Below are 26,623 nucleotides of genomic sequence, written 5' to 3'. Positions count from 1 at the left end.
GTGAAACAGAATTCGATGGTGAAACAGAATTCGATGGTGAAACAGAATTCGATGGTGAAACAGAATTCGATGGCATTTGAATGGACTGAGGAGAGGGAGTGACCACCGGCGCCTGGGAAGAGGCGGGGAGTCCTGAAAAAGCAATAAGCGCGAAGGTGAGGCAGAAGGTGATAAGCAGTTTCACGGGGCAGTCTCCTTTCTTTCATAAATGGCTGGAGCGCATATGAAAAGGATTCTTGCCCGATGGGCCATCTCCTCTGTCGCCCTTTCCTTGACCCGGGCATTTTTATCTGCAATAATATACTCAATAACCAATGCTGAAAAAGGAGCATATACCATGAAGAGATCTCTTATTCCCGTTCTGATCCTGGCTCTTCTCGCCGCTTTCCGCACGGCGGCTTTCCCCCAGGAGCCCCAGCCTGGCGCGGGGTTCTCAGGGAAGTACAATGTCTTCACTGACGGCTACAATGGCTACAGCCTGAAAATACCTGCAGAGTTCACCCTGGACAGGAAGGGCGCCGGCACCTCATGGATCGGCCCCTCTGTCGGCGGCGGTATAACTGGAATCTATGTGAACGTGACGGAGATGAAGGGCATCAGCTCCCAGGCCATTTATGACGGTAACATCAGGAGCATGAAGGAGAAAAGTGACTTTACCAATGTTTTTGCGGTAAAAATGAAGCCTGTCAGCAAAAAGGTCTATGCATTCCGCTGCAGGGAAGCAATCCGCAAGCCGGGCTCCCCTGACGAGAAGCCCCTTGATGAGTCGCACAGCTGGTTCCTTTACGCATTCGGGAATGAGCGCAGCTATCAGCTCACCGTCTCCGGCCGCTATGGAGCTTTCAAGGAGAACAAGGTACAGAGCCTCTATGAGGAAGTGATCAACTCCTTTGAATTGATTCCTGTCAAGCGCTGACAAGTCATGGTGAGGGCTCCACAGCTCAGGAAGCTTCTGAGAGAAAAGTGAAGGGACTTTTCCTGCTCTTCCATGGGTATGTTTTGCAGGGAGCACTCATGAAGAGCATAACAACGCCTCAGAATTAGCGGGATTTATTTTTAAAAAAATGTCAAAAAGGCTTGACTTATTTATAAACGGTCTATATAATAGATAAAGATGTCACCAAACTTGTACCCCGGAGGAGAAAAAGGTGCTTAGAACATCTCCCCAGTGTATCGCAAGTCTTAACCAGGAATCTGACGAGGAAATCGTCAAGCTTGCCAAGAACGGCGAGGAAATAGCCACCGAATACCTCATCAACAAGTACAAGAATTTTGTCAGGGTTAAGGCCAAGTCCTATTTTCTCGTGGGCGCCGACAGGGAGGATATCATCCAGGAAGGGATGATTGGCCTCTACAAGGCGATCAGGGATTTCCGCGCCGACAAGCTTTCCTCATTCAGGGCCTTTGCAGAGCTCTGCATCACCAGGCAGATAATCACCGCCATCAAAACCGCGACACGGCAGAAGCACATCCCCCTCAACTCTTACATATCCCTCAACAAGCCCATCTACGACGAGGATTCTGACAGGACCATGCTTGACATTCTCTCAGGCACCAAGATCACCGATCCCGAGGAAGTCTTCATAAGCCACGAGCTCTCCGACGACCTGAGGGAAAAGATCCAGGAAAACCTGAGCGATCTGGAGTCACAGGTGCTCCTCTCCTACCTGGAAGGAAAGAGCTACCAGGAGATGGCCAAGGAGTTGCAGCGCCACGTGAAATCCATTGATAACGCCCTGCAGCGTGTGAAACGGAAGATTGAAAAGACCCTGGGCGAGAAGCACGCCTGATTTTTTCCCCGGTCCATTGAATGCTACTGACAAAGAAACGCAGAAATATAAGCTGGTTTTGCTTTTCCTTCCGCTGTTTCAGTTAAAACCTTGTGGTCCCCAGTATCACTGTGCCCCTGAAGAGGGTAAGGCTCTCCACCCTGGTGTCCGGTGCGGTCATGAAGTATATCCTGTCGATGGTCTTTGACTCTCCCGGCTGCAGGAATAGCGTCTCGGCAAAGACTTTCCGCGTGGGTAAATACTTTCTTCCTGCAGAGTCAAGAAGATAAAGGCAGTTTGACGTGAACTGCACCTGTGAAGTCCCATTGTTGGTGAACTGCACGCTGAGGGCATGCATCACTTCAGAGGGATTTGACGTGGTGGCTGAGCTTTTGCTGGTAATGGCGAGCGACACTTTGCCCGAGGCTGCACTTCGCTGTGTCTGCACCTGCGGCGAGTCTGCAGGCACAGGATTCCTTCGCCGCTGGGCCGAAGCCTCTCCTGTAAAAGCGAGGCACATACTGATAATAAGAATGGCTGTCAGGTAATAATATTTCATAGGACCCCCTTGGTCATGTGATGAGAAGGTATTTCTGAGGGAAAGGAAGCCTTTCCTGCTAGTAGGGGTATATGCTGATATCGCGGAACTTTGAGGAGAGGCAGAAGGACTGGGTGCGACAGGTGCCGTCACTCCACAGCACCTCGACGGTGTAATATTTTCCCACAGGTGCTCCCGTGCAGTAGAGACTTTTGTAAGAATCGCCTGAGTAAGTTCCGAAGGAATCAGACCAGCGCCTTGAATAGTTCCCCCGCTGATGGACCCTTATTGAGGTGACGGCCATCCATTTCCCGGCGCTGTTTTCCTTCCCGTAGGCAAAGATGTTGATGTACCCCTTTTGTGTCTCTGTCTGGTGAAACCGCGGCATCAGGCCCACAAGGACGCTCCGCGCCCTCTCTCCTTCCACGAGGATCTGGCCCCTGCCCTGATGGTAACCCCGTGCTTCTATGGTGAGAGGGTAGGCACCGGGCGGGATGCCCTGGAAGCTGAAAGTGCCGTCGCACGAGGAGACTGTCTCTCTGGTGGCATTGCCATCATGGAGCGTGATAAGAGCGCCTCCTATCTCTCCTGAAGTGTCGGGGTTCCCGTCGCTCCGGCGGGGGACCACTTTCCCGCAGACAGTCCCAGGGAGGCGGTCAAGTACCGATGAAGAGGCCCCCTGAGGCACCACTACGACATAGTGCTCCACGCCTTTCATGGCAAGCGGATCAGGCGGATACCATGGGGGAGGGGCGCTGCACTGCGCTGCTGCCATCCCCGGTAATGCCACAATGAAACATAAGACGATGAGCGCTGATGAGAGAGATTTCATCATACTCTTATTATACCCGAGAAAGATGTCATGGCTATTTATAAAATGTTAACATCTGGCGGAATAGTGTTACAATATCGACTCATTTCCGGACCGCCTGTTTCCAATTTGTAAATTGCCAGGGAAGAGATGGAGAGTTATGAAATTAATTTTACTTTTTGTTCCCCCGATGGTTACTTTTTTTAGTTTTTTCTGAGATTTCTTTGATTTCCATTTTATGGCCAGGCGCTATCATGAGGGTGAAGGCAGAGAAAAAGGGGATGAACGACATGACAGGATTTTCAGAAAGAGAGCGCACCCTTGACGACCTGATGGTGAAGGTTTCAGATATCCTTGGCAGAAACTCTGGCAAGGGCGACGACGGCGAAGAAGAGACGATAGATTTCATCCATGACCAGGGCACCAGGGACAGGGTGACTATCCGCAAGCCCCAGCCTCCCCAGAGTCCCGCCCCTTCCAAAGCCTCCCGGGGCTCCCAGGCCTCCCAGGGCCTCTCGTCCAAGGTTGCCGTAATGATCCTCAAGGACAAGCGCGTGAGGGAGCTGCTGGATCCTGAAGTGAAAAAGATGCTTGCAAGGCTGATCATGAATGATTCTGAGATGAAGGAAAAGCTTGCGCCCAAGCTCAAGGAGCGTTTTGCGCCGCGAGTGCGTCAGCTTCGCCCCGGTGGTGGCCATGTGTACCTCTCATCAATGCTCGTTGATGACTGTGTTGAGCTGAGCTATGACGCCTGCTCGCTGATAGCATAAAAGACGCGGACAAAAGGCTCCCCCGGGGGAGTCAGTCCTTTGGGGGCTTCGGCGGGAGCACAATGGTGGTCCTCTTGAAGGTGAGGGCGTTTTTGTGCTCCATCCTGAGGGCGTCCTGAAAATCCACATCGGCGATTTCCGCCTGCTCCAGGCCCTTCAGGACATGGCGGATGTCGCCATCTTCAACGTACTGTGCCACTTCCTCGGTGGCGCCTATCAGCATATCCATTGCCGTTATCGTTTTGATGTGCTGTGCCGCCAGGTGCTCGTCGGTGATCTTCCTGCTCGTTTCCTTGAATTTTTCCTTGGTGGCCTCCATGTGGAGCAGCATCTGCTCGAGGGTCTGCGCCAGGGCCTCCCTGGTGATTCTCTGGCGGAGCACCTCGTCCTTCAGTTTTCTCAGAGAGGTGAGTATTGCCGTGGGGGGTCTTGCCTCGGCGCCTTTCATGAACTGCGGAAGCTTGGTGCTGCAGCGGCCGCATGTCCTTGTTCCCGACTGGTTCTCGTACCCGCACTTAAAACATTTCAAGATCATTTCCCCGATTCTGCCGGAACTAAGGGTACCTTCGGGAAAGACTCCCCTTATCCTTTATACTGACGCGCATTATTATATAATGCTGTCGTCAGTTATGCTCTTGAGTATAAATGTGAGCAGCAGCCCCCGGCAAGCCTCCAATCCTTCAGAGGGAGGGTTTTGTGCCGCGCTTCAAGAAATGAAGACCGGGGTGAAAATCTTGAGCATGCAGCTTCATTGCTTTTTCTCAGGGCTTGTGCAGGGTGTGGGATTCAGGCATACCGCAAGGAAGCTTGCAAGGGAGCTTGGCGTGAAAGGCTGGGTGATGAACCTTCCTGACGGGAGGGTGGAGCTTGTCGCCGAGGCCGATGACGAGGTTCTCGCCAGTTTCCTTGAGCGCCTCAGGGGCTTTTTCCGGGCGTATATCCAGCATGAGGATCTCCGATGGGGCGATGTCAGCGGGGAGTTCAGCGATTTCGGCGTCCGTTTTTAGAGAATATTGCTGCTTTTTGTCCCGACAGGCGGTTCGATTGGCCAATGAAATGAAAGAGGGGAACGATGATGGCTGAGGATAATCCTTTAGCGGGCACATGGAGGCTTGTTTCCTACAAAATGATGTACCCTGACGGCATCGTGGAGCTGCCTTACGGGAAAGAGCCAAGGGGTTACATGCTTTTCACTGATGACGGCTTCATGTCGGTGGTGATTGTCCGCGGTGACCGAACAGGCTGCGAGTCCTGCGCCCCCCTCTCGAAGATTGGCCTTGCCCAGCAGGCCGACGCTCTTTACCGCTCATATTGCGGCTCTTATGAGGTCAGGGAGGACACCCTGATCTGCCAGGTGAGGATCAGCCAGCTTCCCCAGTGGATGGGAGCCCTGCATGTCCGCACCTTCAGGATTGAGAGAAACAGGCTCACACTCACGACACCCGAAGGGGAAGGCAAAGCGCCCCTTGTCATGACATGGGAGCGAGAAATTGCAAGGACGTGCTGAGAAAAATAAGGTAAAAATATCGGAAGAGGCTTACCATGAAAAACGAAGTGACTATCGTGACGGCTTCAAGCGCAGAGTTTTTCCACTTTGCCGTGGGCACCATTCTCTCAATAAGGGAAAAACCACAGGGCAGGAGCGTCGATATCTCCCTCTTTGACCTGGGTCTCACCGATGAGCAGAAAGAATGGCTGAACGGACAGGTGGACTCGATAGTGAAGCCCGAGTGGGAGTTCGGCTTTTCTGACTCAGACGGTTTCGCTTACCCCTTCAAGGGAATCCTTGCAAGGCCCCTGATACGGAAGTATTTTCCCGGCTACAAGGTCTACATGCAGCTGGATGGTGATGCCTGGGTCCAGGACTGGGACGGCATCGAGACCTACGTGAAGGGGGCAAGAACGGGGGCCATTGCCGTCACGCCAGAGATACACAGGGCCTACACCAATAATTACCTGTCCAGTTCGGGCTTCAGGCAGCTCATTATCACTATAATGACGGACTGCAGGGATGAAAGCTATGCGAGGAAATACCGGGACTGGCCGATTCTCAACACCGGCGTCTTCGCCATGAGAGATGACTCACCTCTCTGGGATATGTGGACCGACGAGATCAGGATCACCCTGAAAAAGGCCAAGCACCACACCCTTGAGCAGGCATCGCTCAATATCGCCATCTTTGACCATTTCCAGGATTTTGACAGGAAGAATATCCAGTTCCTTCCGGCAGAGTACAACTGGCTCTGCCACCAGTGCCTCCCTGTCTATGACAGCAGAAACAAAGTCCTTGTCGAGCCTTACCTTCCCTATACGAAGCTCAGGGTGATACACCGCTCAAGCGACGATTTCAAGAAGCAGAAAACGGGGCAGGTGATGACTCTTGAAGGCGGGACCAGGGAGATGAACCTCAAGTACCGCGAGGGAGACTACCAGATCGGCATCAGGAACGAAGAGCCGCAGCTCTCGGGCTGGCAGGCTCCCACGTGGGTTGGAGAGGGCCATTAGCAGCAGCTTGAAAGGCATATAATGAAAAAGAACGCAACACCGCCCGAAAAGGAGCCTGTGGGGCTTGCAGGGGAGCTGAAGCGGAACAGCCGGTTTTTCACGATGAGGGACTTCACTTTTGAGGGAGGGATGAGGCTTCCCGAGGTGAAGATTGAATACACCACCCTGGGGAACCCGCAGAGAGACGAAAAGGGTATCATCACCAATGCCGTGATGTTTGTCCATGGCTGGAGAAGCGACGGCTATGCCGTCGAGACCTGGAAAAGCATCTTAGGGCCGGGTAAAGCGCTTGACAGGGAGAAATATTTTATCGTGTCTCCCTGCAACCTGGGGGTGCCTGGTTCTGCTTCGCCTTCCACGACGGGCCTGGGCCCTGATTTTCCCCGCTATTCGATGGGTGATCTCGCGAGGGCCCTCTATGAGCTCCTTACGGTCCACCTTGGCATCGGGGAGCTCAAGGTGCTGCTGGGACAGTGCGGAGGCGGCGTCGAGTGCCTTACTCTGCTTGACCGTTATCCTTACCTCGCCTGCGGCGCCGTCATCGTGAGCCCCGGCTTTCCATGCGGCAGGAGCCTTGCCGTTCTTGACTGCCTGAGGAGGCTCCTGCTGGAAGATCCGGCCTACCAGGAGGGCCGCTATAAGGACCCTCCTCGCATGGGCCTCGCCATGTCCTACATGGCGCTCTTCCCGTGGCTTCTGTCCTTTGAATATTTTGAGTCCCAGTTCGGGAGCCTGAAGCTCATCGATAAGAGGCTCAGGGAGGAGCTGCGCCATGGAATGGTCCTCGATGCCAACGATCTCTTATGGCAGCTTGAATGCATAATGGCGGATCCCATCATGGAAAGAATCGGCGAGATAAAGACAAGAGTTCTTGTCACCGGCATAGAGAGGGGCGACATCATGGCCCCTGTTGAGGAGATGATAAAGCCCTTTGTGAAGAAGCTCCCCCGCGGCGAGCTTTTCACCTACTACTCGGCGCTGGGCCACCTGGGTTGCGTCTTTGAGATTGACAAGGCGGATCGTACTATTGCAGACTTTATCGACTCCCTCTCCTGAGATGACGGGAAAGCCGGAATAGCCTCATGAAGCAGAACACTCTCCTGCTTCTCAGGTCCTTTCCGCTCTTTATCCTCATACTCATTGACGCGATGGCCTTCTCAATGATTGCGCCGGTGCTCTCGTCGGCGCTTGTTGATCCCAGGACCGCCGTCTTGATGACAGGGTCACCTTCCCGTTACAATCAGCTTGTCTATGGCTTTGCCATTGCCGTCTGCCCCCTGATAGTTCTCTTCATGGCACCGTTGCTGGGGCGTATTTCCGACCTGGCGGGCAGGAAAAAAGTCCTCGTCATATGCTGCAGCGGCCTTGTGGTGGGTAACTTTCTCATCGGCGCCGCAATCGCCTTGAGGAGCGTCGTGGCTCTCTTCATCGGGAGGGTCATCCAGGGAGCGACATCGGCAAGCCAGGCCATGGCCCAGGCTGCCATCGTGGATGCAAGCTCCCCGCAGGACAAATCCTTCAACCTGAGCATGACCCTTCTCTTCTCCTCCTTCGGCTTCATAATGGGCCCTGCCCTGGGAGGCTACCTCTCCGACAGCAGAATCTCGCCTCTTTTCGGCTTCTCCCTCCCGCTCTATACCGTGGCAGCCCTGTCGCTTGCAAACCTCTTCTTCCTGTGGCTCCTTTACAGAGACAAAGCCGCGGCCCTCCCCGGTTTTTCCTTTTCTTTTCAGGACCTCACCCAGGGGATAAGGGACTTCTTCTCGGCCTTCAGGGAGCGCTCAATCAGGCAGATATCGCTCTCATTCCTCTTTATGCAGATGGCATGGGGATGCTTCTTTTCATTTGTCTCCGTCTTCCTTATTGAGAAGCATGGTTTTACCTCAAGCGAAGTGGCGTCCTTCATGTCAATTCTGGGGATAGGCTTCTGCCTTTCCTACGGGCTCATACTGCCATTCATCCAGAAGTTCTTCAGGACAGAGCATATCTGTTTCGCAGGTCTTCTCCTCACGGGGCTTGAGATTCTTGCTCTTGTCCTCCCCCAGGGAAGGGGCATCATGTGGCTGTTCCCCCTGCCGATAGCTATTACGGTGTGCTTTTCCTACGGGACGATTATCACAATGTTTTCAGACATGGCAGGGAGCGACAGGCAGGGCTGGGTGATGGGCACGACGACGTCGCTTATCGCCATGGCGTGGTTCGCTTCGTCCTTTTTCGCCAGCTTTATCGAGGCCTGCTCGGTTTTCGGGAATATGGTCTTCACGGCGGTGCTGTTCCTGGCAAGCCTGCTGTTTTTCCGCACCGTCCCTTATTACGGGGACCAGGTCTTGAGAGTGAGTAGAGAGATGACTGGCAGCCGGCCGGAGCAGGTCAATTAAATGATGAGAAGGAGGTATCAAGCATGAAAGTGGTTATCCTGGCCGGGGGGTTCGGCACTAGGCTCGCTGAGCATACAGAGCTTATACCCAAGCCCCTGGTCCCTATCGGGAGGTATCCTGTCCTGTGGCATATCATGAATATCTATGCTCACTATGGCCACAAGGAGTTCGTCGTGGCATGCGGCTACAGGGCCGAGGCGGTGAAAAGCTATTTCCTTCAGTTCCATGCCATCAACGCCGATTTCACCGTGGACCTGGGGACAGGAAAATGGAAGGTCCATGTCGATCCTGTCATGCGTGAATACTACAAGAACATGCCCCATGATGACCCTGACAAGAGAAGATACAGGGCTGTTCCCTTCGAGGTCCACTCAGTGCCCCACGAAGATCCCGTCTTCGTGGACTGGAAAGTATCCCTGGTGGACACGGGGCCCACGACCATGACGGGAGGGCGCATCAAGCGTCTTGCCGACTTTGTCGGCAGGGAGACATGCTGCCTCACATACGGAGACGGCGTTTCCAACGTGGACATCCAGAAAGAGCTCGAGTTTCACAAGAGCCATGGGAAGATTGCCACCATGACATGTGTCCATCCCCCGGCGCGCTTCGGCACCCTTGATATAAGGGACGGGCTTGTCCATAACTTCCAGGAGAAGGCGCCCGTGCAGGCAGGGTGGATAAACGGCGGGTTTTTCATCCTCGAGCCCGAGGTCCTCAACTATATTGACGGCGATGGAACATCGTTTGAGAAGGAGCCCCTGGAGCGCCTGGCTGCCGACAGGCAGCTTGTCCCTTACATGCATGAGGGCTTCTGGCACTGCATGGACACGAAGAAAGACCTGGATTACCTGACAGAGCTCTGGAACAGCGGCAAGGCGCCCTGGAAAATCTGGTGACACCCCAAGGAGGTCCGCTTATGTTCAATGACTGTTACCGCGGGAAAAACGTCTTTATCACAGGCCACACGGGCTTCAAAGGCTCGTGGCTTGCCACGTGGCTTCTCATGATGGGCGCGAAGGTGACGGGCTACGCCCTTCCCCCCGCCTATGGGGACTCCCACTTCGAGCTTCTGGACCTGAAGAGCCGCATCACTCACATTGAAGGAGATGTAAGGGAATACGGATCTTTGAAGAAGGCCCTGGAAAGCGCGAAGCCCGATTTCATTTTTCACCTCGCGGCGCAGGCCCTGGTGAGGGAAGCCTACAGGGACCCCAGAGGCACCTTCGATACCAACGTGGGGGGCGCCGTGAATCTTCTCGAGGCTGTGAGGGAGAACGAGACTGCCCGGGCCCTGGTATTCATCACCTCAGACAAATGCTACAGGAATGTCGAATGGGAATGGGGCTACAGAGAAACCGACTCACTTGGCGGCGCCGACCCCTACAGCGGCTCCAAGGGCTGCGCCGAGCTTGTCTTTCACTCTTATTACCTCTCCTTCCTCAAGGAAAAGGCCATTCTCAAGGCTTCCACGACGAGGGCCGGCAACGTCATCGGCGGGGGAGACTGGGCCAAGGACCGGATCATCCCCGACTGCATAAGAGCCCTCAGAAAGCTCGAGCCCATCATTGTGAGGAACCCCCGCTCGACGCGGCCCTGGCAGCATGTTCTCGAGCCCCTGGGAGGCTATCTCCATCTCGGGTATCTTCTCTACGCCGAGCCCGATAAGGTTTTCCATTATGGCTTCAATTTCGGGCCTGACAAGAATTCCAACAAGACCGTAAAGGAACTTGTGGAGCGCGTGATAAAGATCTGGGGGAGGGGAGAGATGGAGGTCCATACCCCTCCCAAGGCCCCCCACGAGGACATGCTGCTGCAGCTCAACTGCGACAGGGCCTGGCATTACCTGAAGTGGAAGCCCACCTGGCATTACGATGACTCACTGGAGCAGACGGTCCTTTGGTACAAGGCCTTCAACGAAGGAAGGAATATCTGGGATTTCACCTCATCGCAGATAGAAAACTACCAGAAGGCATTCAAGGAGAACCTCAATGCATGGGATTAGTGTCATACCTTTGAAGCAGGTCCACGACAAGAGAGGAAAGATAATGCGGATGCTCCGCTGTGACGAGAGCCACTTCAGGCAGTTCGGGGAGATCTATTTTTCCGTCGTCTATCCCGGCGCGGTGAAGGCCTGGCACCTCCACAGCGAGAAGATGGTGAACCTGGCTGTCATCGAGGGCCTCATGAAGGTAGTCCTTTACGATGAGCGGTCTGAGAGCCCCACGGCGGGTAAAATTGAGGAGATCATCATAGGCCCTGAAAACTACTGCCTTGTCATCATTCCCCCGGGGATCTGGTATGGATTCCAGGCTCTGGGGACGGAAAAGGCCATCCTGGCAGACTGCGCTACCCATATCTGCCCGCCCGAGGAGGATCACAGGAAGCAGAGCGACGATCCCTCAATCCCCTATAAGTGGTGAGATAAGGAATAGTCTGTCAAAGAGTGCCCAGCTCCTTATACTGCTTGAGGTACTTCCGTATCCCGTCTTCAAAGGGGGCGGGGCTCCACTTGAGGACCCCCTCGGCCTTCGAGGTGTCTCCGTAGCAGACGGGTGCCTCAGAGGAACGCTGCTCCAAGGCCCCGAACCTGAGGAGGCTCCTGTCAGATGAGAGGCCGTCGGCTATGGCCGTGAGGACATCCCTGAGAGATTTTGCCCTTCCGCTTGAGAGGTTGAAAATATCAAAGAGGGAAATGCACTCCTCGATGTCGCGGACCAGGGCCCTGTAGCCCCGGGCCACATCGTCCACATGGAGGAAATCCCTGAGCTGCTCGCAGGAGGAGAGCTCCATCTCCCTTTTCTCCGCAAGGGCCCTTATGGTGGCAGGGATGACCTTGAGGGGGGAGTCGAGGGGGCCGTAGGGAATGAAGAGCCTGGCCACCCTTGTGGGGAGCCTGTGGTAATGGGCCAACTGGAATGACCTGATGGTCTCGGAGAGCTTCGAGAGCCCGTAGGGAGTGGCAGGCATCGGGATCTCGTCTTCCCTGTGGGCGTTGATGCTGACGCCATATTCGCTCTCGGTCCCCGTGATGATGACTCCCCTGCAGCCGTTTTTCTCCAGAGACTCATAGAGGGCCCCCAGGGGGGCCACATTGACGGAGTGGGCCCTGGCGAGATCAAAGCTGAAGCTCCGGTAGTCCCTGGCCCACCCGGCATGGTGGATCCAGAAATCGGGCCTGTGCCGTCCCACAAAAGAGGCTATGGAGGACTCTTCTGTCAGGTCGAGGGTCCCGGTCTCTGCGCCTGATTTTGCCATAAGCTCGAGCCGCGCCGCTGCCGTCCCGCTGTCGCTCGACTTCCCCCCCGAGACGGTCCCGATGACTTGGAAGCCTTCCCCTGCAAAAAAACATGCGAGGTGGCACCCCACGAAGCTCGTAACACCTGTCACAATAAGGGTTTTCATCTACCTCTTGCTGCCGCGAGAAGGATCTTCCCCTCGTAGCCCCCCAGTTTCAAGAGAAAGCTCCCTGTGCTGCTGATTTTCCCTTCGCTCCTGCCTTCCAGGAGCTCTGTTACGTCAAGACCCTGTGCTCCGGAAAGAGTGACAGGCTCCTCGACAGGCGCCTGGCCGAAGTTGATGGCTGTCACCTCGGTGCCGCCCCCGTCAGGGAGGGCGTGGATGAGGACCAGGAGACTTTTGCTCTTCACGGCAGGCACCTCGAGCAGCGTCGCTTCGGCGATGCGGATCTTCTCACGGAGCCTGAGCATCTTCTGGAGGCTCCGGGCGAACGATGAAGGGTCTTTCATCTGAAGGGGCAGGGAGCCATAGAGGCTCACCGCCCTGGGAAGCCCCACGGCGGACTTTGCCACCGACGGAGCCTTCCCCATAAGGTCGTAGGCGCCCCTGTTGACCCACCGCGTGTCGCCGTCAGCAAGCAGTTCCTTCACCTGGCTGGAAGGAAGGGTAAGGGCTCCCACGAGGTCCCACCCCGAGAGGGCCAGAACACCGGGCTGAAAGGCGTTGTAAATGACCAGGAGCAGGTGGAGCTTCTTTATTTTTTCCTTCTCTGCGGCAGTCATTTTCTGAAGATCCCTGACGCCCAGAACTGCCGCGCAGAGGCTGGCTGTCGTGCAGGAAATGCCGTTTGAGGCTTTCAGGTTGTAAGGGGCGGCGGGGCCTATGAGTCTGTCGAACATCTGGCGGCGGATTTCCTCGCGGAGGGCCTTTCCCTTTATCTCGCGGTCACCGTAACGGAATATCTCGTCGCCGTGAGCACTCCAGAAATGCACGAGCTCAAGGGTGAGCTCGTCGTGGTTCTGCAGGGCATGGATGAGGCCTGCCGGGTCAATTCCATACTTTTTCATGAGGGAGAACATGAGCCTCAGGAATTGCGTGTTGCCTGTCACAAGGGCGTGATGGTAGGCGGGGCGCGTCACGAAATCATAGGAAAGGTCGGCACCCATTGCCGCCATGGTCTTTATGTCCTCGAGGGTAAGGTTGAGCTCCTGGAAGGTGAAGCCGCCGAGCTTTCTTGCCATCATCGAGATAATCTCGTTGGAGGTTACCGAAAGGGGATGGCCCTCAGACCAGGAACGCCCTTCGCCGGGAGCCTTCTCTATGCCCAGGAAGCCGTTGGCGTCAAGCCGCAGCATTTTCTCCCCGAGGACTGTCATGGAGTTGAGCATATCGCCAATGACCAGGCGCTCTGCGCCGAAGGAGGGGTCAAGCCAGTTCAGCGTGGGCTGCCCCTCCTTGAAATAGTGGAGGTATACCCAGCGCCTCTTTTTCCCATCGGCGCCCTCGATAATGTCAGTGGCGCTCCAGTCGGTTTCCTTGACCCCCGGCTCATAGAATATGGTGCGCACGAGCTGCCCTGCTATATAGCCCCTGCTTCTGAGCTCATCAACAGCCGATGGGGGGAGGTTCACAGAGTCTCTGCCTTTCGCCACGGGAGGAAGCAAGCCCCAGTCCTTCTCATCTACGGCAACCATGTGGAAGATGCCGGGATAATCGCCGTACCCGCGCTCTGCAAGGCGGAAGTCCGCCCCCTTGCCCGTATGCCCCGGGATAATGTCGCCTATGATGACGGCGCTGTATCTCCCGGCGTTCCGTGTCATGGCGACATATTCTTCCGTAGCGCCGAATGCGGGGTCTATCTCCATGCTTATGCGGTCAAAGTTGCCATCAACAGTGGGTGTGTATTCCCTCCCCCTTATGCCGCCGGACCTCTTCATCGGACCTGTGTGCATTGCCCTTATGCCTATCTCGGAAAAGGTTTTCCAGAGCTCCTCGTCGCCAAGGGTGGCTATGATCGATTTCCCCGGAGAGGTGATGGTGGCCGCCGGGTAGGCGGTGAACCACACGGAGGCGCATTTTGAAGCCTTCCGCGGCTGCGGCAGGGCGTAGGGGTGCTGCCACAGCTTTCCTGATCCTGCTGATTGCCGGGACAGCATTTCGGCCTGCTTCAGCATCGAGCGCTCCTCGAGCCATTTGAAATAACCGGCCCCACTGTCGTCGTTCCCTGGCGAGGCCCAGGAAAGAGCATAGGTCGCTGTCATGGTGACAGCGAGGAGGGCAAGGATCGCGAGAGACCTTTTCATAGCAGTACACCTTCTTTCGTGCATTTCGGGGCAGAGGTACTTTCTGGAGAGACAGCCATGATCCTCTTCCGGAGAACCGGTAAGAAACCCGGGACAGCTCTTTTCACGAATGCCGGGACAGCATCTTTCGAGGAAAGTTGTCCCCGTCACTTCAATGATGATCCAGGCCTTGCATGCAGGTAATATTGACAAAGAATGGTAATGATGATAAGATTATAATGAAGAAAATACAAGGCGTGCCGCAAGAAAACATTACAGCAGACAACATAACAGGCTCCGCGAGGGAGTAATTGAATATAACAGGTTTGCGGGTGAGCAAGCCTATTTTATTGTGTCAGTGCCGGCGGCTTTTTACCTTAGCGGGCTGCTGGCGGGGAATTTCTTGTTTTGTCTCTTATCCGGACTAAAGAGGCATGACTGCATGAAAAAAAGCATCCCCACAAGGGATTTTGCTGAGAATGAGAACATCTTTGTCAACAGCAGGCTTTGCAGCATATTTCTCTCCCTTTTTGCCGATTATACCAGAATGTCCCTTGCTCTCTTTGACGAGCTGGGCGAGCAGATAAGCCCTCTTTATGGCGACACGACCTTCTGCGAGAAGATCCTGGATCAGTCCCCCTCCCATCCCATCCCCAAGCTCTGCCTCAAGTATCACAAGGAACTTCTCTCGTCGTGCAGGGAAAAGAAGAAATACCGCATCCTCAAGTGCCCTCACGGCCTCTATTGCTTTGCCTTCCCCATCCTCGTCGAAGAGCGCCTTATGGGGATTATAGCCGGCGGCCACGTGCTGACAGGGGGGCAGAAAGAGGAGATGGCCCACCGCCTGAAGAGCGATCTGGGCGACGATGGATCGCTCTGGGAAGCATATCTCGCCATCCCTGTCATGAACAGGAAATTTCTAGAGGAGTCAGTGATAAGGCTTGCCAATGATTCAAAGATCTGCGCCACCGAGGTCTATGAGAAGCACCTCGCGGACAGGCAGCTCAGGAAGCTCATATTTGCCTCGAAAATGAACGAGATGGTGAGCACCAAGCTTGATATCAGGAAGCTCCTGGAGAGAACCACCCATGAAGTGGCCGATGCCATCGATGTGGATATCTGCCTCATCCTCCTTTATGACAAGGAAAGAAAGGATTTCAACCTTGTGACTACCAACCTGGCACTCCCGCCGGGCGAGGCCGAGATGAAATTCCGCCCCGGCGAGGGCATCACCGGTATAGTGGCCCTCTCGGGAAAATCCATTGCAGTTCCCAATGCCCTTGCCGACCCGAGAGTGGTTAAGAAGAGTCTGGGCATCAAGAGTCTCCTTGCAGTCCCTATGAAGGTCGGTGACGAGACTATCGGCGTCCTCCATGTGGGCTCAATCAAGAGCTTCCATGAGTTTACCCAGAGGGAGACCGAGTTCGTCGAGGTCTTAGCTTCGGAGGCGGCTATCGCCGTCAACAACACGAAGCTCTATGAGGAGAGCGTCAAGCACACGGAGGAGCTGAAGCGGTCAAAAGAGGAGCTCCAGGCTTATTTCTCCCAGATAGGGGCGGCCCTCTCTTCTGCCCTGAACCTGCACCAGATACTGAGGCTCATCATGGAGCTCTCCCTGAAGCTCATCGGCGCTGAAGCGGGAAGCCTTTACCTTATCGAGGACCGGAAGCTCTCCATGCATGTCTCCATAGGCCTTGACGCGGAGAAGGCCGAGTTCGCAAGGTTCAGGATGAGGGAGAGCCTGCTGGGCTGGCAGGAGGGCAACCAGAACCTTACTCCCCCCCAGACGAAGGAGGCCACGGAATATTTCTACCAGGGCCCCTCATCGCGGGATACGATCAAGTCCTATCTTGGCGTCCCTCTCTCCATCAAGGACGAGCTCATAGGCCTTCTCAACATTTACTCCAGGGAAAGGAAGGAGTTCGCCCCGGACAAGGTCGAGCTTCTCTCGGCCTTTGCAGGCCAGGCGGCAATGGCCATTGACAACGCCCTCAGCTATGAAAAGGAGCAGAAGCGCGCCCGTGAGGCCACCCTGCTCTACGAGGCGGCAAGGGCCATCGGGCAGACTACGGACCTTGGGGAGCTCCTCGAGGTGACGGTCAGCAAGATCTCAAAGATTATCCAGGTGGACCGCTGCCTGATCTTTCTCTACGACGAGATGAAAGAGGAGTTTCACACAGCGGCCAACACGGGCATCACCGACGCGCAGAAGGAGTTTTTCTCCTTTTTCCGCATTGCCGCTTCCGATATCTCCCGGGAGATATGGGATGACCTGGAGAGCGGGAAGCCGCGCATTTCCTCGGGTATCCCCCCTGACTGCCCCGGCCTCGCGAGGCTCCAGGAGATTTTTCCCTCCAACTCCTATCTCCTCGTGCCCCTCATCGCAAGGGAGAAGCTTCTTGGCATCATCTACGTCGATGACTCCCAGATGGCCCATTATTTCTCAAACTCCCAGATCCGCCTGGTGATGACCCTCTCCATCCAGATTGCAACGGCTCTCCAGCGGGCGCGCCTTATCACCAAGCAGGAGGAGAACACCAGCCAGCTCAAGGCCCTGCTGCAGGTATCGTCGGTGCTCCCCAGCTCCCTGAGCCTTCCCAAAGTATTCACCCTGGTCGTTGAGAAGGCGGCGCAGCTCGTCAACTGGTCTGCCGTGGCCCTTCTCATCATGGATGACACGGAGAACGACTTTGTGCTCCAGGAGTCAAGAGGCCTCAATTCTCTTCTCCTTGAATCGGCTCTCCAGAAGAAAATATCCCGGAATTCCATTGACAAGAAGCGCCACACCCTTCTTACGGTGGAGGACCGCTCCGGCGACGAGATAAGCGAGCTTCTCTCCAAGTGCAATATTGGCCAGGTGCTTTCCATCCCCCTCATTGCAAAGCGCCGTCTCGTGGGCATCCTCAACTGCTTCTCCGAGGAGGGGCATTATTTTGCCCTGGAGCAGGTCCAGCTCCTCAGGAGCTTTGCGAACCACGCCGCCATCGCCGTGGAAAACGCGAGGCTTCACAATGTGGTGAAAAACAAGGTGAGGGAGCTTGCCACGCTTTTTGAGGTGGGCAAGGCCATCACCTCGACGCTCCAGTTTGAACGTGTCATGGAGGAGGTTGCAAAGAATGTGAAGCGCGTGATGAACGCAGACGCCGTATCCATCATGTTTGTTGATGAAGAGCAGGAGGAGCTCTCCATCCATACGGCCCTGGGTCTCAGCAAGAATGCCATTGAGAGAAAAATAAAGATAGGCGAGGGCGTGGCAGGTATTGCAGCGAAGACGGGGAGCCCCATGATCCTGCTGGACATGCAGGCCAGGAAATCGCCCTACAAGTTTCCCAGGGCAATCAGCGAAGAGGGCCTCCGCACCATTCTCTCGGTACCCCTTGAGGCGAAGGGAAAAATAACAGGCCTCATCAATATATACCTCAAGGATATCTATTACTACAAGCCCCACGAGATAAACCTGCTGGTGGCCCTCTCGAACTCGGCCTCGATGGCAATTGAAAATGCAAAGCTCTATGAGGCACAGTACACGGTGGCCCAGCTCCTGCAGTCCATCATCATGCCCCAGAAGGAGTTCTCCTACCCCGGCATTGAGGTGGGCTATCATTATCTCTCTTCCCTTGAGCTCTCGGGAGACTATTTCGACCTTATCCCCCTGAGCAAAACCCGTTTTGCCCTGGTGATTGCCGACGTGTCGGGCAAGGGCCCCTCGGCGGCAATCTACACGGCCCGCGCCAAGTATATCCTCAAGTCTTATGCCATTGCCGGCTATCAGCCCAGGGAAGTCCTGAGCATGGTAAATAACCTCATCATCCCCGAGGCGGGCGATGACAAGTTCATAAGCCTCTTCTACATGGAAGTGGATATCAAGAAAAAGTTCATCAAATTCAGCTCAGCGGGCCATGAGCCCCCGATCTATTGCTCCCATGCCACAAGGGAGCTGAGGCTTCTTGAGACCGAGGGCCTGCTTATCGGCGTGAGCTACGATGCCAAGTTCCGCCAGGAGGAAATCACCTTTGAGAACAACGACATTCTTGTCCTTTACACCGATGGCATCACCGAGGCCCGCGGGGGAAAGGGGGAGATATTCGGTCTCGAGCGCCTCATGGAGATAGTGAAGAAGCACGCCCATCTCGATCCCCAGACCATTGCCAACAGGATTTACACGGCGGTCCAGAAATATACCCGCCGCAAGCTCAGCGACGATTTTTCCCTCCTTGTCGTAAGGCTTTAATAGAGCAGCAGGATTTTTTTTGCCCGTGGAGAATCACCCATGCCGGAGACGGCTCTGGAGGTAATCTATGGGCAATGTCTCGTTTTTGTTTTTTGAAAAGGAAAAGTTTTACACCATCGAGGAGGTCTCGGTCCTGTCGGGTCTTCCTGTGAAGGAGATAGCTGCGAGGCTCAAAAAGTCAGGCCTGAAGGATCTGGCCTCGAGGACAAGAAATCAGGTATGCGAGATCCTTGTCCCCCTCGGGGTGATGGAATCCTTTCTTTGTGAAGGAGCAGGCGTATAGGGCCGTGACCCGGGGAAGCAGGTGATCACGTCACGGTGAGAGGAAACAGTCATGGGTGATCAGAAAACCACCGTTTTCCATACCCTTCTCTTTCTTCTCATGATGGCCCTCGTGCTCACTACAACGGTTCACCCCATCCCTGCCGCCGATCTCTGGTGGCAGCTCGCCATGGGCCGCCACCTTGTCTCAAGCGGTGACGTCGCCAGGACGAACTTCTTTTCCTACACGGCTTTCCATTATCCCGTCATAGACCACGAATGGCTCTCGGAGCTCATTTTTTTCTCCCTTTACACTGCCGGCCGCCTCCCTCTCCTTTACTTTATGAAGTCCCTCGTCATTCTATTCTCCTTTCTTCTTCTTTACGAGACGGGAAGGCTCAGGGGGGCATCTCCTTGCTTCAGCGCCCTGGCGGTCATGGTGGCAGTGTCCTTTGCAAAGGGCGATCTGTATTTTGACATAAGACCTTACCTCTTCACCTACCTTTTTCTGGCATTGTTCCTCTTTCTTGTCGAGCGGGCCAGGGAGAAGCCCTGGAGCCTTGCCTTGCTGCCATTCATGGCATGGGCCTGGGCAAACTGCCATGGCGGCTTTGCCCTCTATTTTGTCCTCCTCTTGCTGCTCATGGCCATAGACGCGACAGCGGCTCTTCTCAAGAAGGGGAGCTCCGTCCCGCTCATCCGGGAGGGTGCTGTCCTGCTGGCAAGCGCGCTTCTCGTATTTATTAATCCTTACGGCCGTGACCTTCTCCTTTACCCCCTCTCTTTCGTGAAAGACAGCTTTTACCGCCGTGAGCTCATTGAATGGATCAGGCCCGATCTCCTCGGCAGGGACCTCCCTTTCCTGGTCTTCCTTGTGGCAGTGGCCGTACTCGCGGTGATCTTCCGCAGAAGGCTCCGCCTCTTTGACGGCCTGAGCCTCTTGCTCTTCGGATACCTTGCCTTCACGACAGTCCGCCATATCACGCTCTTCTGCCTGGCCGTGGTGCCTGTGCTTTCGCTTCTTCTGCAAGAGCTTTATCACGCCCTTGCAGCGAGAATACCCCATTCATGGAGAGACACCGCTGTCTTACGCAGTGCAGGGGGAAAGAGGTTTTCCGCCATTGTCGCCATGGCAGGCTTATTCCTTGCGGGAGCCCTCCTTTATCTCAGGCTCGCCGCCGTCGATTACGAGAACCTTTCCATGGAGAAAGCCCTTTTCCCTTACAATGGCTTGACCTTTATAAAATACAACGGCCTTGAAGGCCCTCTTTACAACCCTTATGAATGGGGGGGCTACGTGCTATGGCGTCTCTATCCGCCCTGTAAAGTATTCATTGACGGGAGGGCCAACGTGGCCTATCCCGAGGAGGTTTACAGAGAGTCCCTTGATACCACGGCGGGTGCCAGGGGATGGCAGGAAATCCTTGACCGCTACGGAGTGAACATGGTACTCTGCAATAAGTACCACATGGAGAGGGGGCAGGCCTACCGCCTCGGCGAGATTCTTGGCAAGAGCGCCGCCTGGGGCCTGGTGTATGAAGACAGGGTAGAGCTTCTCTATATGAGAAAGATCCCCTCAAATGAAGAGATTTTCCGCAAAGCCCGTGAAGGTGCCCTTATAATCCCTGTGAGCGCATGGACGCTGAAGAACAGCGCCACGGGACTCATAAAGGAGGGAAGGCTCAATGAGGCCGAGGGGCTGCTCAATGATGCCATCGCCCTGGACGGGAGCTTTACCTCTCTCTATGTGGAGCTGGGCTATGTGCTGATGGAAAAGGGTGAGAACGGCAAAGCTTTCCAGGTTCTGAGGCAGGGTCTGAGAAAGGACAGGAACCTTTTCCTGGCCCATGATCTCATGGGAGTCCTCTACGAGAAGGAAGGGAACATTGAAGGGGCCTGCCGGGAATACCGCAGAGCCCTTTCTATCAATCCCTCCTTCGCAAGGAGCCGTGAGGCGCTCAGGAGGCTTGAGGGGAAGGTCAGGAAATAAGCCTTTTCCGCGCCGTGGCAAATATTTTTTCCGCAATTTCCGGGATGGAGAGCAGGTATTTTGATACGTTCTGTTTTGAGATGACAAAGACGTCCACTGTCTCTTTCGCCGCGACCCATGCGGTGCGGACTCCCTCCATGACAAGGGCGATCTCGCCGAAAAAATTATCGGCGCTCATGGTCCCCACGCTCTTTATCTCGTCTTCACCCTCTTCCACAAAGGCCTCGCAGGAGCCCCGGGAGATAATGTAAAAGGAATCGTCAAGGCTGTCCTTTTTGATCATCACCTCGCCCTTGGAGAAGCTCCGCTTCTCTGCCACCATGATCAGCTCCTCGAAACGCTTTTCGTTTATGAAGGGGAGAAAGCCGATATGGCCGAGCAGTATCCTGAAGCGTTCCTTGTCCTTTTCCTCCATTGGCATGCCTCCTTCCGGAACATTCTTCTCTATCCGCCCTGCCGGCAGAGCCTGGCAAAGGGTGTCCTTCACAAGGATTATCGGCATATTGAGGAGAAAATTCGACGTTTTTTCTCTGTCACCTTTTCGTGTGCAGTGCTGCAGGCCGCCGTCAGAGAGGTTCAGTTTTTTTTTCGTTTTCCCCGGCCGGCCGGGGAAGAAGGGCAATCCCTCCAACTATTGCCGCAATGGCGATGAGCCACGCATAAGGTGGGATGTTTATGTCTTTTGAGACAAAGTTCAGGAGGGCCACCTGGGTGCCGTTGATGGTGAAGTGCATGAGCATCCCTGTGTAGATGGAGTCGGTTCTCATCACCACATAGGTGAGGAGGGCGCCCATGAGGGTCACGGGGATGAGTATATAGAGATTCAGGTGGAAGAGCGCGAAGAGGAATCCCACGAGAAGGCACGTGGTGACCTTGGTGAGGGAGTGCTCAAGTCCTGAGAGGATGAGTCCCCTGAACACGAGCTCCTCGATGACTGCCGGTGTGACGGCGATGACAAGAAAGACGAAAAGGCCCTCTCTGAAGCCGTGAAAGGTGAGGAGATTGGTCATGAAGGCCTCAAGCTCATGAGGTGTCTGGATGAAATAGCTCTGGAACTTCTCCATATACTGGCTTAATACCAGCGTTCCCAGGCCGATGAGAGGGGCAAGGACAAGGACCTGGGGCTTGAAATTCCTGAGCTTGAAGACCTTTTTCACGTCGTAGCCGCTTCGTTTCACGAAATAAAGGGCCGGGACGAGAAGGAGGAGGACCTGCGACGCCACAAGGCCCGCCTGCATGTGCTTCTGCTGAAGGTTGTTCCCGATAAAGAAATACACTGCCAGCGCTCCCAGGAAGAAAAGGATCACCTCGCCTGCCGTAGGCCTGGTCCTGTCTATTTTCTGGAAGATTATATCGCTGAGGCCTCCGAAGGCAATATCCTCCTTCTGGAAAAGGCGGCTCATGAAAATAATGACAAGGACAGCGTACAGGGAATTGGAGAGGAAGGTGAGGGCAAATTCAAGCATGGTATAGGTTCCCAGGAAGATTGCCTTCACCATGAGGGCTGTGTTCGCAATGGGGATAAGGCTCATCCACGTATCATACTTGAGTCCGGGAATCGAGGGGAGCCCCGCGGGAAGAAGGCCCACGAAAAGGATGGGAAGGACGTAGATATTGGCCTCAAGCTGGTTTTTGGCCATGATGCCCACCATGAGGAAAAGGGCGCTCATGAGCACCACGAGGGGCACGGCAAGCACCAGGGAGAGCATGATGGCCGGAAAGGAGATAGTGAGCTCCTTGGCTTTCTGCGTGAAATTGTAAACAAAATAGATCGTGAGCCCCACGGAGAGAAAGTTCACCGCCGTGGTGAAGAGCGTCGTGGTGAGCACTACGAGGAGCTTGGAGGTGATGATCTCCAGCCTCGAAAGCGGAGAAAGGATGAGGGTCTGCATGGTTTTCCGCTCTTTCTCGCCTGCCGTGAGATCGACGGCCACCTGGATGGTGCCCAGCATGATAAAGGTGATGAGGATAAGAGGGAGGACCTCCCCGAGGTGGGCTCCGGCTATCTTGTTTTTTGTCGCCACGTTATCGAACTTGAGGCGGATAGGCTCCATGAAGTCCGTGGAGAGGTTCTTCGCTTCGAGCCTGCGATAGATAAGCTCTTTCTTATAGTCCAGCAGGACCTCCTCCATGCGGAGCCTGGAGAGCTTTGACTCCTCGTCGGTGGAGTCAAAGTAGAGATCCATCGCGATGTTCTTCACTTTCTCATCGATAAGGTCACCCCTCAAGCAGATGCTCAGGATGGACTTGTATTTTGAGGGGATGGCGCTCACCTTGGCATCATCGGTGAACTCAAGGATAAGCCCCTCCTTTTCCTCAAGCAGCGGGATGAGCTCCGGCGCAAGCTCCCTGCCTTTGACGGCCACCCTGGTTTTCTGGCTCTCCAGCTTTTTCATCTGCGAGACGCCGAACTCGGCCATGAAAATAAGGGTTGATGGATAGACAATAAGAGGAAAGAAGATAAGGAGGATTATGAGCCCCCAGTTTCTCAGGATCTCCTTAATCTCCTTGGCGTAGAGGGTTTTTACCCGCCGCATGTTCATGACGTGCCGTCCTTCACGAGGCTCAGGAAACACTCGGTGAGGCTGCCGGCGCCATGGCGCTTCACCACCTCAGGGATAGTGCCTTCTTCGAGCTTCTTTCCCTGGTGGATGAGTATGATCCTGTCGCAGAGGTTCTCAACCTCCTCCATGTTGTGGGCCGAGTAAAGTATGGCTTTCCCCTCATTCCTTGCCTGTCTTACAAGCCAGAGGATGTCGCGGCTGGTGAGCACGTCGAGGGAGGTGGTGGGCTCATCGAGAATAAGAATGGGAGGGTCATGAATGAGGGTTCTCGCGATTGAGACCTTCTGTTTCTCACCTGCCGAGAGGTTTTTGCAGAGCCTCTTGAGGATATGGGTCATGCCCAGAGATTCGTAGAGCTTCTGGGACCTGGCTTTTATGGTCTCGTCGGAGAGATCAAAGAGTTTTCCGAAATAGGAGACCATCTCTTCCGAGGTGAGGCGCTCGTAAAGGTTCGTGTCATTTGAGATAAAGCCTATATGGGTTCTGATCTTCTGGGGATCCCTGACGGTGCTGAGCCCCATTACTTCTATTGTGCCTGATGTGGGTGTGAGAATTGCGGATATGAGGCGGAGCATGGTGGTTTTGCCCGCCCCGTTGGGTCCCAGGATGCCCACGATCTCCCCGGGAGAGCAGAAGAATGAGATATTGTCCAGCACGGTGATCTCCCCACGCCTGAAATCGTAGAACTTTTTAGTGACGCTCTCTACGGTGACGGCTTTTTCCAATTCTCCTCCCTTAATGCTTTGTCATACATATATACCATCAGGAGGGCTGAAATCCTTCCGCGCCATGCAGAGAGGCACGGCGCCTGAAGGAATATTAGGGCTTCTGTATAAGCCATGTCAGGGGCCATTTACAGGATCTCCCGTGGAGGATAAGAACAGGGGAGAGGGGAATCAGCACCTCATGCGGCTCTACCAGGAAAAGTAATTCAATCAGGGAGGAATGCAGTGAAATCGTCTCGGGAAGAGAGTGCTGACGGGCAGGATATCACCAGGCAGGTAATTGCCCAGACCACTTCCAAGGTATGCCGTTACCTGGACGAGGTGATTGAAGGATATAATCATTCCACTGAGCCGGAATCGCAGTCGGCTAAGGATCTCCTTCTGCGCATCAAGTCCGAAGTTGGTACAGTGCTCTCCCGGGAGCTCACCGAAGATCTGCAGGGACTGGCCTCCCACGACAGGGAAGATGACGAGGAGATAGAGCGTCTCAGGGACAAGCTGGAGGAGTTCAAGAAGCTTGTTGATGTGAGCCTTTATATCAACGAGACCCTTGATCACGTGACCGTCCTCTCCCGTATCATGGAGACGGTGAAGTCGGTGATGAACGCCGAGGCCTGCTCTCTTTTCCTCATCGACGAGGATAATCCCGGGCTGTTGCGCTTTACCGTGGCACTCGGTGATAAAGGTGAAGTCTTCAAGACGCTCAGGATAAAGGTAGGGGAGGGGATCGCCGGCACAGTCGCCAAAACAGGCGAGATCATCCAGGTTGATGATGCGCAGCATGATGAAAGGTTCGCCAGAAAGTTCGACAGGATGAGCGGCTTTGTCACCCGGGCAATTCTCTGTGTGCCCATAAGAGTCAAGGAGAAGGGGGAGCTCAGGATCTCCGGCGCCCTCGAGGTGATAAACAAGCGAGGGCAGGCCTCCTGCTTTGACAGCGATGACAAGGAGCTTCTGCTGGCCCTCTCAAGCCTCGCGGCGGTCTCGATAGAGAACGCCAGGGTTTATCACCACGCTATCACCGACAGGCTCACCAAGCTTTACAACTTTGGATATTTCCAGGACCAGCTTTTCAAGGAGGTGAGCAGGTCAGTCCGGTATGGCAACACCTTTTCCCTGATGATCATCGACCTCGATAATTTCAAGAAGTTCAACGACACTTACGGCCATCCCGCCGGCAATGAAGCCCTCAAGAAAATTGCAGCCCTTCTCTGGGCATCCGCAAGGGATTCCGATATCGTGTCCCGTTACGGCGGAGAGGAGTTTGCCATAATCCTCACTGAGACGAGGAAAGAGGAGGCTGCCCACCTTGCAGAGCGTATAAGGAGGGGGCTTGAGGAGTTGGAATTTGACGAGATAAGCGGCTCGACGGAAGTCCGCCTCACGATGAGCATAGGGATCTCGTCGTTTCCACAGGACGGGCGGACCGCGGAGATAATCACCAGCGGAGCCGATAATGCCCTCTACCGTGCAAAGAGCCTCGGAAGAAACAGGGTGATCCTCTGCGAGGAATAAAAAACCGGGGAGAAAAAAAATGGGGGATGATGGTATATGGTCCTTCTCCGGCCCTGATAAACTGCCAATACCCAGGTAGGGAGACTGGCCTCCCAGAGAAAAAAAATGGGGGATGATGTTATATGGTCCTAATGTGTCCTACAACATCATCCCCATCTCTAAATGTGGAGGAAAGAATGAAAGAAGGTATGAAATGGGGAGAAACCAATATGAACTGAAATTCCTTCAGATAAACTCTTGCTCTTGACACCTCTCTTTTTGCTGATACCTCATAGTTCCCGATCCGCCTTTTCCTATATTCCCAGGGCGATTATCTGTGCCGCCAGGTCTTCCGCCACGGCCAGCTCTCCCTGGTAGTTCGTCCGCGATGCCTTTGCCCAGTTTTCGTCGCTCCATACTTCCACCTTGTTGAAGACCCCCACGAGGACCACTTTCTTGTCGAGCCCGGCGTGGTCCCGCCAGGGCGGCGGTATGATGATGCGGCAGTGGCTGTCCGGTTCACAGAGCCTCACGCCCGATCCGAAGAACCTTACGAGGGATCGCGCGTAGGGATTCGAGATGGGGAGCTCTTCCATTTTGGCCACCAGTTTGGCCCATTCTCCGGGGGGGAAGAGTGATATGCACCTTTCAAGTCCCCTCACCATGTAGAAGCTCTCTCCCAGTCCTTCCCTCAGCTCTGCCGGTATTATCAACCTCCCTTTTGAGTCCAGCGAGTACTTGTGCTCACCAGTAAACTGTGTTTTCAGGTCAGGCATCTTCACTTTTTCCCACTTATTCCCACCTTTAACCACAATTTCTCCACATCTGGGGATAACTCCTTCTCCTTTTTTAAAAAAAATAAAAAATTTTTCGATAGTGGTGCGATTCCACATATAGTTGATGAAAAAAATTCATCTACTAGCCCTTGGGATATCGGACTTGCCCCGCCCATTGCATTGAATAAAAATCAACAAAAAGGGATGGAGGGGGAAAATAAGGGGCTAGAGGAACTCTCGGGCGTATCACGAAATTTCTCATGAGAACAGCCTTGCGTGGCATGATCGCAAG

General features: G+C 54.6%; 25 protein-coding genes. 16 read left to right on the top strand and 9 right to left on the bottom strand.

Annotated features, from left to right (window positions below):
• The first annotated feature begins 98 nt into the window (after positions 1 to 98).
• The 3 genes from RDV48_14995 (at position 99) to sigH (ending at position 1,790) form a co-directional block, all read left to right on the top strand.
• Positions 99 to 227, top strand: a complete 129-nt coding sequence (locus RDV48_14995) for a hypothetical protein (protein MDQ7824106.1) — start codon at positions 99 to 101, stop codon at positions 225 to 227.
• A 110-nt stretch (positions 228 to 337) separates the two neighbouring features.
• Positions 338 to 916, top strand: a complete 579-nt coding sequence (locus RDV48_14990; GenBank protein ID MDQ7824105.1) for a hypothetical protein — start codon at positions 338 to 340, stop codon at positions 914 to 916.
• Between the two features lie 232 nt (positions 917 to 1,148).
• Positions 1,149 to 1,790, top strand: a complete 642-nt coding sequence (sigH, locus tag RDV48_14985) for an RNA polymerase sporulation sigma factor SigH (GenBank protein ID MDQ7824104.1) — start codon at positions 1,149 to 1,151, stop codon at positions 1,788 to 1,790.
• An 82-nt stretch (positions 1,791 to 1,872) separates the two neighbouring features.
• Here the strand turns inward: sigH and RDV48_14980 are convergent, their stop codons facing one another.
• Positions 1,873 to 2,328, bottom strand: coding sequence for a hypothetical protein (locus RDV48_14980; GenBank protein MDQ7824103.1), 456 nt, complete (start codon positions 2,326 to 2,328; stop codon positions 1,873 to 1,875).
• A gap of 58 nt (positions 2,329 to 2,386) precedes the next feature.
• Positions 2,387 to 3,142 (bottom strand): carboxypeptidase-like regulatory domain-containing protein, encoded by a 756-nt coding sequence (locus RDV48_14975; protein MDQ7824102.1) that lies wholly within the window; start codon positions 3,140 to 3,142, stop codon positions 2,387 to 2,389.
• Positions 3,143 to 3,408: 266 nt separating this feature from the next.
• Here RDV48_14975 and RDV48_14970 point away from each other — a divergent pair, with 266 nt between their 5' ends.
• On the top strand, positions 3,409 to 3,888 hold the full coding sequence (locus tag RDV48_14970) for a hypothetical protein (GenBank protein MDQ7824101.1): 480 nt from the start codon (positions 3,409 to 3,411) through the stop codon (positions 3,886 to 3,888).
• A 31-nt stretch (positions 3,889 to 3,919) separates the two neighbouring features.
• On the opposite strand, the gene RDV48_14965 is transcribed toward RDV48_14970, so the two are convergent.
• Positions 3,920 to 4,417, bottom strand: a complete 498-nt coding sequence (locus tag RDV48_14965) for a zinc ribbon domain-containing protein (GenBank protein ID MDQ7824100.1) — start codon at positions 4,415 to 4,417, stop codon at positions 3,920 to 3,922.
• A gap of 211 nt (positions 4,418 to 4,628) precedes the next feature.
• Here RDV48_14965 and RDV48_14960 point away from each other — a divergent pair, with 211 nt between their 5' ends.
• The 8 genes from RDV48_14960 (at position 4,629) to RDV48_14925 (ending at position 11,191) form a co-directional block, all read left to right on the top strand.
• Positions 4,629 to 4,895 carry an acylphosphatase gene (locus RDV48_14960; protein ID MDQ7824099.1) on the top strand — a complete coding sequence of 89 codons (267 nt, stop codon included), beginning with the start codon at positions 4,629 to 4,631 and terminating at the stop codon, positions 4,893 to 4,895.
• A 65-nt stretch (positions 4,896 to 4,960) separates the two neighbouring features.
• On the top strand, positions 4,961 to 5,395 hold the full coding sequence (locus RDV48_14955; GenBank protein MDQ7824098.1) for a lipocalin-like domain-containing protein: 435 nt from the start codon (positions 4,961 to 4,963) through the stop codon (positions 5,393 to 5,395).
• Positions 5,396 to 5,430: 35 nt separating this feature from the next.
• Positions 5,431 to 6,393, top strand: coding sequence for a hypothetical protein (locus RDV48_14950; GenBank protein ID MDQ7824097.1), 963 nt, complete (start codon positions 5,431 to 5,433; stop codon positions 6,391 to 6,393).
• 21 nt (positions 6,394 to 6,414) lie between these two features.
• Positions 6,415 to 7,449, top strand: coding sequence for an alpha/beta fold hydrolase (locus tag RDV48_14945; GenBank protein ID MDQ7824096.1), 1,035 nt, complete (start codon positions 6,415 to 6,417; stop codon positions 7,447 to 7,449).
• Between the two features lie 26 nt (positions 7,450 to 7,475).
• The gene (locus RDV48_14940; protein ID MDQ7824095.1) at positions 7,476 to 8,771 is read left to right on the top strand and encodes an MFS transporter; all 1,296 of its coding nucleotides are present in this window, start codon (positions 7,476 to 7,478) and stop codon (positions 8,769 to 8,771) included.
• Positions 8,772 to 8,794: 23 nt separating this feature from the next.
• Positions 8,795 to 9,667, top strand: coding sequence for a glucose-1-phosphate cytidylyltransferase (locus tag RDV48_14935; protein ID MDQ7824094.1), 873 nt, complete (start codon positions 8,795 to 8,797; stop codon positions 9,665 to 9,667).
• Positions 9,668 to 9,687: 20 nt separating this feature from the next.
• Positions 9,688 to 10,773, top strand: coding sequence for a CDP-glucose 4,6-dehydratase (gene rfbG / locus RDV48_14930; protein ID MDQ7824093.1), 1,086 nt, complete (start codon positions 9,688 to 9,690; stop codon positions 10,771 to 10,773).
• Positions 10,760 to 11,191: a dTDP-4-dehydrorhamnose 3,5-epimerase family protein gene (locus tag RDV48_14925; protein ID MDQ7824092.1), complete on the top strand. Its 432-nt coding sequence runs from the start codon at positions 10,760 to 10,762 to the stop codon at positions 11,189 to 11,191. The genes rfbG and RDV48_14925 overlap by 14 nt, the downstream gene beginning before the upstream one ends.
• 16 nt (positions 11,192 to 11,207) lie before the next feature.
• Here the strand turns inward: RDV48_14925 and RDV48_14920 are convergent, their stop codons facing one another.
• Positions 11,208 to 12,173: an NAD(P)-dependent oxidoreductase gene (locus RDV48_14920; protein ID MDQ7824091.1), complete on the bottom strand. Its 966-nt coding sequence runs from the start codon at positions 12,171 to 12,173 to the stop codon at positions 11,208 to 11,210.
• Entirely contained in the window at positions 12,170 to 14,311 is a 2,142-nt protein-coding gene (treS, locus tag RDV48_14915; GenBank protein ID MDQ7824090.1) for a maltose alpha-D-glucosyltransferase, read from the bottom strand. The genes RDV48_14920 and treS overlap by 4 nt, the downstream gene beginning before the upstream one ends.
• Before the next feature lie 421 nt (positions 14,312 to 14,732).
• Between treS and RDV48_14910 the strand changes: the two genes are divergently transcribed.
• From RDV48_14910 to RDV48_14900, 3 genes are all read left to right on the top strand, one after another.
• Positions 14,733 to 18,521 carry a GAF domain-containing protein gene (locus tag RDV48_14910; GenBank protein ID MDQ7824089.1) on the top strand — a complete coding sequence of 1,263 codons (3,789 nt, stop codon included), beginning with the start codon at positions 14,733 to 14,735 and terminating at the stop codon, positions 18,519 to 18,521.
• A 67-nt stretch (positions 18,522 to 18,588) separates the two neighbouring features.
• Positions 18,589 to 18,804, top strand: a complete 216-nt coding sequence (locus tag RDV48_14905) for a hypothetical protein (GenBank protein ID MDQ7824088.1) — start codon at positions 18,589 to 18,591, stop codon at positions 18,802 to 18,804.
• 51 nt (positions 18,805 to 18,855) lie between these two features.
• Positions 18,856 to 20,772: a hypothetical protein gene (locus RDV48_14900; GenBank protein MDQ7824087.1), complete on the top strand. Its 1,917-nt coding sequence runs from the start codon at positions 18,856 to 18,858 to the stop codon at positions 20,770 to 20,772.
• Here the strand turns inward: RDV48_14900 and RDV48_14895 are convergent.
• The 3 genes from RDV48_14895 to RDV48_14885 all read right to left on the bottom strand — a co-directional run bounded on the left by RDV48_14895 (position 20,762) and on the right by RDV48_14885 (position 24,061).
• The gene (locus tag RDV48_14895) at positions 20,762 to 21,187 is read right to left on the bottom strand and encodes a cyclic nucleotide-binding domain-containing protein (GenBank protein MDQ7824086.1); all 426 of its coding nucleotides are present in this window, start codon (positions 21,185 to 21,187) and stop codon (positions 20,762 to 20,764) included. The two genes, RDV48_14900 and RDV48_14895, sit on opposite strands and share 11 nt — an antisense overlap.
• A 151-nt stretch (positions 21,188 to 21,338) precedes the next feature.
• Positions 21,339 to 23,315: an ABC transporter permease subunit/CPBP intramembrane protease gene (locus tag RDV48_14890; protein ID MDQ7824085.1), complete on the bottom strand. Its 1,977-nt coding sequence runs from the start codon at positions 23,313 to 23,315 to the stop codon at positions 21,339 to 21,341.
• The gene (locus RDV48_14885; GenBank protein MDQ7824084.1) at positions 23,312 to 24,061 is read right to left on the bottom strand and encodes an ATP-binding cassette domain-containing protein; all 750 of its coding nucleotides are present in this window, start codon (positions 24,059 to 24,061) and stop codon (positions 23,312 to 23,314) included. Before RDV48_14885 ends, RDV48_14890 begins: the two co-directional genes overlap by 4 nt.
• A gap of 225 nt (positions 24,062 to 24,286) precedes the next feature.
• Between RDV48_14885 and RDV48_14880 the strand changes: the two genes are divergently transcribed.
• Positions 24,287 to 25,576: a sensor domain-containing diguanylate cyclase gene (locus RDV48_14880; protein MDQ7824083.1), complete on the top strand. Its 1,290-nt coding sequence runs from the start codon at positions 24,287 to 24,289 to the stop codon at positions 25,574 to 25,576.
• 293 nt (positions 25,577 to 25,869) lie between these two features.
• Here the strand turns inward: RDV48_14880 and mraZ are convergent, their stop codons facing one another.
• On the bottom strand, positions 25,870 to 26,367 hold the full coding sequence (gene mraZ / locus RDV48_14875; GenBank protein MDQ7824082.1) for a division/cell wall cluster transcriptional repressor MraZ: 498 nt from the start codon (positions 26,365 to 26,367) through the stop codon (positions 25,870 to 25,872).
• Positions 26,368 to 26,623: the final 256 nt, after the last annotated feature.

The sequence above is a fragment of the Candidatus Eremiobacterota bacterium genome (genome assembly GCA_031082125.1).
Taxonomy (GTDB): Bacteria; Vulcanimicrobiota; CADAWZ01; order CADAWZ01; family Ess09-12; genus Ess09-12.
Note: the sequence above shows the minus strand (reverse complement) of the source record. Positions and strands in the feature narration are given on the sequence as shown.